9 protein-coding genes and 1 riboswitch are annotated in these 6726 nt (G+C 42.4%); of the genes, 1 reads left to right on the top strand and 8 read right to left on the bottom strand.

What is annotated here, in order from left to right; all coding sequences use genetic code 11:
• Positions 1-207: 207 nt before the first annotated feature.
• Positions 208-402, bottom strand: a riboswitch (cobalamin riboswitch).
• An 88-nt stretch (positions 403-490) separates the two neighbouring features.
• Positions 491-1423, top strand: coding sequence for a LysR family transcriptional regulator (locus BI182_RS01885; RefSeq protein WP_070372444.1), 933 nt, complete (start codon positions 491-493; stop codon positions 1421-1423).
• 107 nt (positions 1424-1530) lie between these two features.
• Here BI182_RS01885 and BI182_RS01880 read toward each other — a convergent pair whose 3' ends face one another.
• The 8 genes from BI182_RS01880 to BI182_RS01845 form a co-directional block, all read right to left on the bottom strand.
• Positions 1531-2118 (bottom strand): class I SAM-dependent methyltransferase, encoded by a 588-nt coding sequence (locus BI182_RS01880; RefSeq protein ID WP_286805126.1) that lies wholly within the window; start codon positions 2116-2118, stop codon positions 1531-1533.
• A gap of 10 nt (positions 2119-2128) precedes the next feature.
• On the bottom strand, positions 2129-2665 hold the full coding sequence (locus BI182_RS01875) for an ECF transporter S component (RefSeq protein WP_286805124.1): 537 nt from the start codon (positions 2663-2665) through the stop codon (positions 2129-2131).
• Positions 2666-2837: 172 nt separating this feature from the next.
• Positions 2838-3731 (bottom strand): Mrp/NBP35 family ATP-binding protein, encoded by an 894-nt coding sequence (locus BI182_RS01870; RefSeq protein ID WP_286805122.1) that lies wholly within the window; start codon positions 3729-3731, stop codon positions 2838-2840.
• Between the two features lie 99 nt (positions 3732-3830).
• Complete coding sequence (locus BI182_RS01865; RefSeq protein WP_070372441.1) at positions 3831-4202, bottom strand: DUF134 domain-containing protein; 372 nt, start codon at positions 4200-4202, stop codon at positions 3831-3833.
• Between the two features lie 38 nt (positions 4203-4240).
• Positions 4241-4609: a NifB/NifX family molybdenum-iron cluster-binding protein gene (locus tag BI182_RS01860; protein WP_228880909.1), complete on the bottom strand. Its 369-nt coding sequence runs from the start codon at positions 4607-4609 to the stop codon at positions 4241-4243.
• Positions 4610-4724: 115 nt separating this feature from the next.
• The gene (locus BI182_RS01855; protein ID WP_286805119.1) at positions 4725-5594 is read right to left on the bottom strand and encodes an ATP-binding protein; all 870 of its coding nucleotides are present in this window, start codon (positions 5592-5594) and stop codon (positions 4725-4727) included.
• A complete protein-coding gene (locus tag BI182_RS01850; protein WP_286805118.1) occupies positions 5572-6426 on the bottom strand; it encodes a nucleotide-binding protein in 855 nt (284 codons plus the stop codon). Before BI182_RS01850 ends, BI182_RS01855 begins: the two co-directional genes overlap by 23 nt.
• Positions 6423-6725, bottom strand: coding sequence for a BMC domain-containing protein (locus tag BI182_RS01845; RefSeq protein WP_070372436.1), 303 nt, complete (start codon positions 6723-6725; stop codon positions 6423-6425). The genes BI182_RS01850 and BI182_RS01845 overlap by 4 nt, the downstream gene beginning before the upstream one ends.
• Position 6726: the final 1 nt, after the last annotated feature.

Below are 6726 nucleotides of genomic sequence, written 5' to 3'. Positions count from 1 at the left end.
AGAGCCTGAACATCTCTATCTTACATGGAAAGGTGATTTTTGGGTATAACCCTTTTGCCCACCACCCGCATAGCAGGTGGTTTATTATTTCGCACGTTTTGCGTGCTCAACAGACTAAAGTCTAAAATAAAAAAAACTCTTCTGAATTATTAAACAGAAGAGTTTTATTATAAAAAATAAATTCCTCGCCCAATAATCCGTTAGGCTTGGTTATCACAAAATATAGAAGCATCCTGGCTTAAGATCATCGCCGGCTGTAACAACTTCCCAGAAATTTCTTTCCAGTGTTGATCAATTTACAGCGGCTCACTTTTACAGTGGCGGTACCGCATCGGATTTTAACCGATTTTCATACTACACTTTGTTATTCAATTGAGACGTATTATATCACAAGTAAGAAGCTCAAACAATTAGCCCAGGTCTTCTAATTTCCAATTGCCAGCTATCAATATTTTTGATAGTATAGGAATAAAAAAACAGGAGGAACGCGATGATTTCACTACAAAACATGAAATATATGATCGAAATTTCAAGGCATCAGTCGATTTCGGCGGCAGCCAAAGCGCTTTATATTTCCCAATCCACCTTATCGACTGCAATCAAGGAAGTGGAGCTAAGCCTGGGTATTCAATTATTCAAGCGGAACAGTCGCGGCGTTGAATTAACCTATGAAGGTCAGGATTATCTGAACCATGCCCGGGATATCGTCGAACAGGCCGAATATCTGGAACGACGTTACCAGCATCAGAAATCGATCCCGATGCGCTTTTCCGTCTCCACCCAGCGGCTGCCCTTTTCGACCATGTCGTTTATCAAGATCATCGATGAAATCGGCTTGGATCGCTATGATATTGCCATTCGGGAAGGTCCAACCCATGAGGTCATCCACGATGTCGCCACCCGCCGCAGCGAAATCGGCGTCATGTGCATCAATGATCATTACCTGAATACCATGCAAAAACTTTTGGATACCAGTAATCTCGCTTTTCATATTCTGGGGAAAATCAAATCCTATGTTTTTCTTAGAAAACTGCATCCCCTCGCCCAAAAAGACTCACTCACTCTTGATGAGCTGAAACCCTACCCCTTTGTAACCTATGATCAGGGCGACGACAATCTGCTTCATTTTTCCGAAGAAATTTTGTTCAATGAAATCCTCGATAAAAATATACATGTGATTGACCGCTGCACCAAAATCGCCCTGGTTCGCGGCACCGATTGTTTCAGTATTGGTCCGGATCTGACCAACAGTGATGGTGACAAGATGCACTCAAAATTAAACGAGATTCAGGCAATCGAGTTTTCAGAACACAATCAGATTTTACACGCTGGTTATATCATGCGCCGTGAACACACATTAAGCACTATTGGGATACGCTATATAGCTACTCTAGAAAATAAAATAAATTGTATGACAATCTAAAAAACTGGATACAAACTGTATCACAGATATAGTTTGTATCCAGGTCATTTTTACAAAAGCAACTTCTAATTCAGACAAAGAAATGTTTTCTAATGGATTACTGTGGTTTATTTCTTTTTCCCGGAAATAATATACATTTCATCCGTATCAACAAGAATGTCAATATCAAATGCGGCTTTAAAGTAATTGGACTCGGTCATCGCATCTTTTAGCGAAGCTGAAACTTTTCGGACTTGATCTCCAGAATGTCTACCATTAATTGTTTCTTTGCTTTCACTGTGAGCAATCATAAAACGACCCTGAGAATTCAAACTCTCAGCAAGATGCCGGACAAACCCTTCCTTATCCAAAAAGTGAGGATATGCACTATAGGCGATTGCAAAATCAAATCCAGTTTGATCGAACTCGTAAAAATTAGCCACTTCAAATCGAACCTGATTGTCAGCATGATTTTTTTGCGCCTGTGCGATCATTAATTCTGAAAGATCGATAGCCTTAACTTCAGTAGGTTCCGTCTTTAGTAAATGCGGTATCAGCACCCCAGTCCCGGTAGCAATATCCAGAACACGACTATCTTTCTTAATATTTGCCAAGGTTAGAATTGCCGATATTTTTTCGGAATCATGATGGCACATCGTGTCCCACTTATTTGCAATGCTATTAAAATATTCTTTCGTTGATTGACAATGATTCATTGGAACACTCCTATGCACTTAATTTTATCGGCTGTGTAACAACACGACCTTTTTCCAAAGCAATGACCAATAATGGGATAATGATGATTTGCAGTATAATACCGGGTATCGACGTCACAAAAGCTCCGGTTAAAAAGAGTTGTAATCCGTATTCTTTTCCCGCCATACCATAAAAAAGAGTCGAAGCAAGTCCTGAAACGATGCGCCCAGCCAGCATGGAACCAATTAAAGCAACATAGATGTTCAAATTAAATTTCCGGTACAATAGACCCGTTAAAGCGCCATAAGCCGCAAGTTCAAACATCATCGTTAATCCCACCGGAAAAATGGGCGGCATCCCGGTTAAAATTGAAGACAATAAGGGCGTGATGACCCCACAGATCAAACCATACTGCCACCCAAAGCAAAGACCACAAAGTAAAACGGGAATATGCATAGGTAAAAATACGGTACCAGCTCCAATGGCGTGAAACAACTGAGGAAGTAAGAGCCCTAAGGCCATACAAAGACCTGTTCCTACAAGATTTTTTGTTTTTGATTCATTCATAACAATACCTGCTTTCAATTTTTTCAAAAAAAAGCCAACAAAACACAACTTCTTTCAAGAAGTATATGCCTTATTGGCTTATTTTTATAACACGATTGAGTTGACGTTAGTTTACCCTAATTAATAACATTTGTCAATAATTAGTTTTTTTCATAATTCTATAAACGGTTAATTAAACTCGACTCCCCGTCTGAGCCGGGATATCCTGACCGGCAAATTCTGGCGCAAACAACGGATCTGATTGTTCACTTTTTTCCAGTGTTTGCATGATCGGATCCAACCAATTATTCTCAAATAACTCAATCAGACCTTTATCACAGCCGCCAGCCAGCGAAGAATCAATCGGCATTTTGGCGACAACATCGATGCCATACTGTTTGGCCACTTCTTCAATCCGACTTTCGCCAAATAAGTAGTGCTTTTTGTCGCAGTCCGGACATTCAAAGTAAGACATGTTTTCCACCAGACCAATTACTGGTATGTTCATCATCTTGGCCATGTTGACGGCTTTGGCAACAATCATCGAAACCAACTCCTGGGGTGAGGTGACAATAATAATACCATCTACTGGTAACGATTGAAAGACCGTTAATGGCACATCGCCGGTTCCTGGTGGCATATCGACAAACATATAGTCAACATCGCCCCAGATCACATCGGTCCAGAACTGCTTAACGGTGTTGGCAATAATCGGGCCGCGCCAGACTACCGGATCGGTATCATTTTCCAGCAACAGATTAATTGACATGATTTCAATCCCGGTTTTACTGGTGATCGGAAACAATCCCAATTCTGAAGGCATGGCTTTTTCTTTGATGCCAAAGGCTTTGGGAATCGACGGACCGGTAATATCGGCATCAAGAATGGCGGTATTATATCCCTGTCGCTTCATGCTTACCGCCATCAGCGAGGTTACCATCGATTTACCAACGCCACCCTTGCCACTGACGACACCAATAACTTTTTTTATCTTGCTTAGTTCATGCGGCTGCTCGGAAAAATCAACTTTTCGATCGGCACATTCTTCGCCGCAAGTCCCACAGGATTGACTACACTCTTCACTCATAAAAATTCTCCTCTTTCAATTGTTTGCTACAGGCAATTCCAAAATAGCGTGAACTTTGCACCCAGTTTCGCAATTGCCTATTGTTTGCTATATTGATTTTTAAATCTGCGTCTGATCACAACGGCCATTGCCCCGACGTTTGCGGCAGCGGCTACAGCCGTAGGTTTCCTGGCCTTCTTCGCACAGCTTATAATTTCCGCCTTCGATCTTTAAGACATTGCCGTTAACCAACGCATCGGCCAGTTTTTTGCGGGCATCGTTATATATTTTTTGAACCGTTGTTCGTGCCACATGCATACTTTCGGCACATTCTTCCTGAAGCAGCCCTTCCAGGTCAATCAGACGGATGGTTTCATACTCCTCAACCGTCATAGTGATGACACCCTCTTCTGTATTTTTGGCGTTAAGGGGTCCAAATAAATCCGTTTCCGGCAGACAACAGACTTTTTTCCATTTTACAGGTCTGGGCATCGCTTAATACTCCTTATCAAAACTGTTTTTATAAGGGCTTAGTGCTGACATTCATGGCCCGCTTCGTGGGCATGACACATTTCGCCAGAATCCATTACGGATCCGGCCAACCAGCTCAATGCCACTTCTTTGACATCCCCGGAACATCCGCGAACCACTTCGATACCCGCGCGACTCAAGACATTGACTGCCCCTTCACCCATATTGCCAGCAAGCAACAGACTGACACCCATTTCGGCCAGCGTGGTAGCAATATTGGATTTACAGCCGCAACCTTGAGGGGAAGCAATGGTCTCCTGACTTAATATCTCTTTGCTGCTGTCATCAATGGTAAACACCGTATAATACTCACAGTGACCAAAATGGCCATCAATATAATTCTCACGAGTTGGTAATGCAATTTTCATAATCTTCCTCCAAATTATCGTTACTGATTGATTCGCATTGTTACTGACATATGCGATTAACAAAAACATTATAATACATTAACAGCATATGTCAATAACTATCTTAATCTTCAAACTATTTCTTCAATAATACTTCTAAGGTATTGTTAAATACTTCCTGGGCTGCCAAACCCGCATCACAAACGATGTCCACAATGGTCAAGCCCTGATTGATAGCTTTAACAGCATTTTCATCATAAGGAATGTTACCCATATAGGGAATGTCCTGTTCTTTACAATAGGCCATAATCGCTTCAGTTTTTTTCAAATTGGTATCGAATTTGTTGACACAGACAGCGGTTTTCGTATGAAAGGTCTGTGCCGTTTTAATGATCCGTTCCAAATCACTGATCCCGGAAACCGATGGCTCCGCAACAATCAGCACCAAATCCACCCCACTGATCGATGCAATCACCGGACAACCAATTCCCGGTGATCCGTCAATGATGGCCAAGTCAGCACCGACATCAACCGCTTTCATTTGCTTCTTCACTTCGGTGACCAGCATCCCCGATGTTCCACTGCCCATTTTAAGCAAAGCGGTGGAAAAGAGACTCTCTTTATTGTCATACAGCATCAGTTCACCGGCAATATGGGGTTTTAGAGTGATCGCCCGGACTGGACAAACCATTTCACAGACACCGCAGCCTTCACATGCGAACGAATCAACCCGATAACTGCCATCATTGACTGAAATCGCCTCAAAACGGCAATGTTCCAGGCAGCGATGGCACTTGGCACACAGCGTTGGATTGATTTCGGCCTTTGGCATCCCGAAAAAATCGTTAACCTGCGGCTTTACCGACTGCTTTAAAACCAGATGCAAATTAGGCGCATCGACATCACAATCCGCGTATACTTTTGCCTGGGCCATCTTTATAAATGCACTGGCTAGGGTTGTTTTTCCGGTACCACCTTTACCGCTAAGAATGAGTAACTGTTTCATGTTCCACCTCCTTAACGACTGTTTTTTGCAACTCCGAGAATAAACCATAGTATTTTTCGCTTTTTGCCGCAATTTCCCCATCAGAATTAATTGCTCCCAATTCACTTTCAAAAGGAATCTTACTTAATACCGTGATCTGATTGTCGTTGCAAAACTGTTCAATCAGATTTTCACCGGCCATCCATTTATTGATGACAACACCATGGGGTTTATTAAACAGCTTCACCAGCTGATAAATCAGGGCCAGATTGTGCAGGCCAAATACTGTCGGTTCTGCCACTAAAATACAATAATCAACGTCCCGGATGCTTTCCATCACAATGCAGGCACTGCCAGGCGGACAGTCAATCAATGTCATCTTTTCTTCGGCTGCTATTTTATTCAGCAGTTCTTTGATAATGGGTATTCCCGATGCTTCACCCGTATTTAAAATACCGGAAATCACCTTGACCTCTTCGGAAATACCGCTATTTATTTTTCCAATGACCTTGTCCTTTTCGGTCAAAGCGTGGCTCGGACAAAGCATGATGCAACCCCCGCATGAGTGACAAATATCATCAAAAACAATTAACTTGTTGATAATGGCGGCGAGGGCGTTGAATTTACAAAAGTCGACACATTTCCGGCACCCCAGACAAAGATCTTCGTCAACAACAGGTATTTTGATGCTGACCTTTTCCTTCTTTATCTCGACCGGTTTAAAAAACAAATGTCCATTTGGCTCTTCGACATCACAATCGACATAAACGGAATTGTTCGCCACAGCTGCCAGATTAACCGCTACCAGCGTTTTGCCGGTTCCACCTTTGCCGCTGAGCACTGCTAATTTCACTTACTCATCAACCTACTTTCTATGGCTTTCAAGGCTGCTTCCACTGATGTTACATCACCCAGAATTGCCAGACAAATGATATGTTGTGGACAAACCCCTGAGATTTCAGTGACAACAACGTCAGACGTTTTTTCGGCAATGTCACTGGCTACCAGCATTCTGACCACATCCCCCTGACACAAACCAACCGCCGTAAACTCATTCTGAAGGATTTGCGCAACGATTTTCTTGTCGCCAACTTTGCGTGAAATAATACCAAGGGTTCCCTGGGATACTCCATTAATCAATTGCGTTTTCATA

It is taken from the genome of Acetobacterium sp. MES1 (genome assembly GCF_002237635.1).
In the GTDB taxonomy this organism is placed as follows: domain Bacteria; phylum Bacillota; class Clostridia; order Eubacteriales; family Eubacteriaceae; genus Acetobacterium; species Acetobacterium wieringae.
Note: the sequence above shows the minus strand (reverse complement) of the source record. Positions and strands in the feature narration are given on the sequence as shown.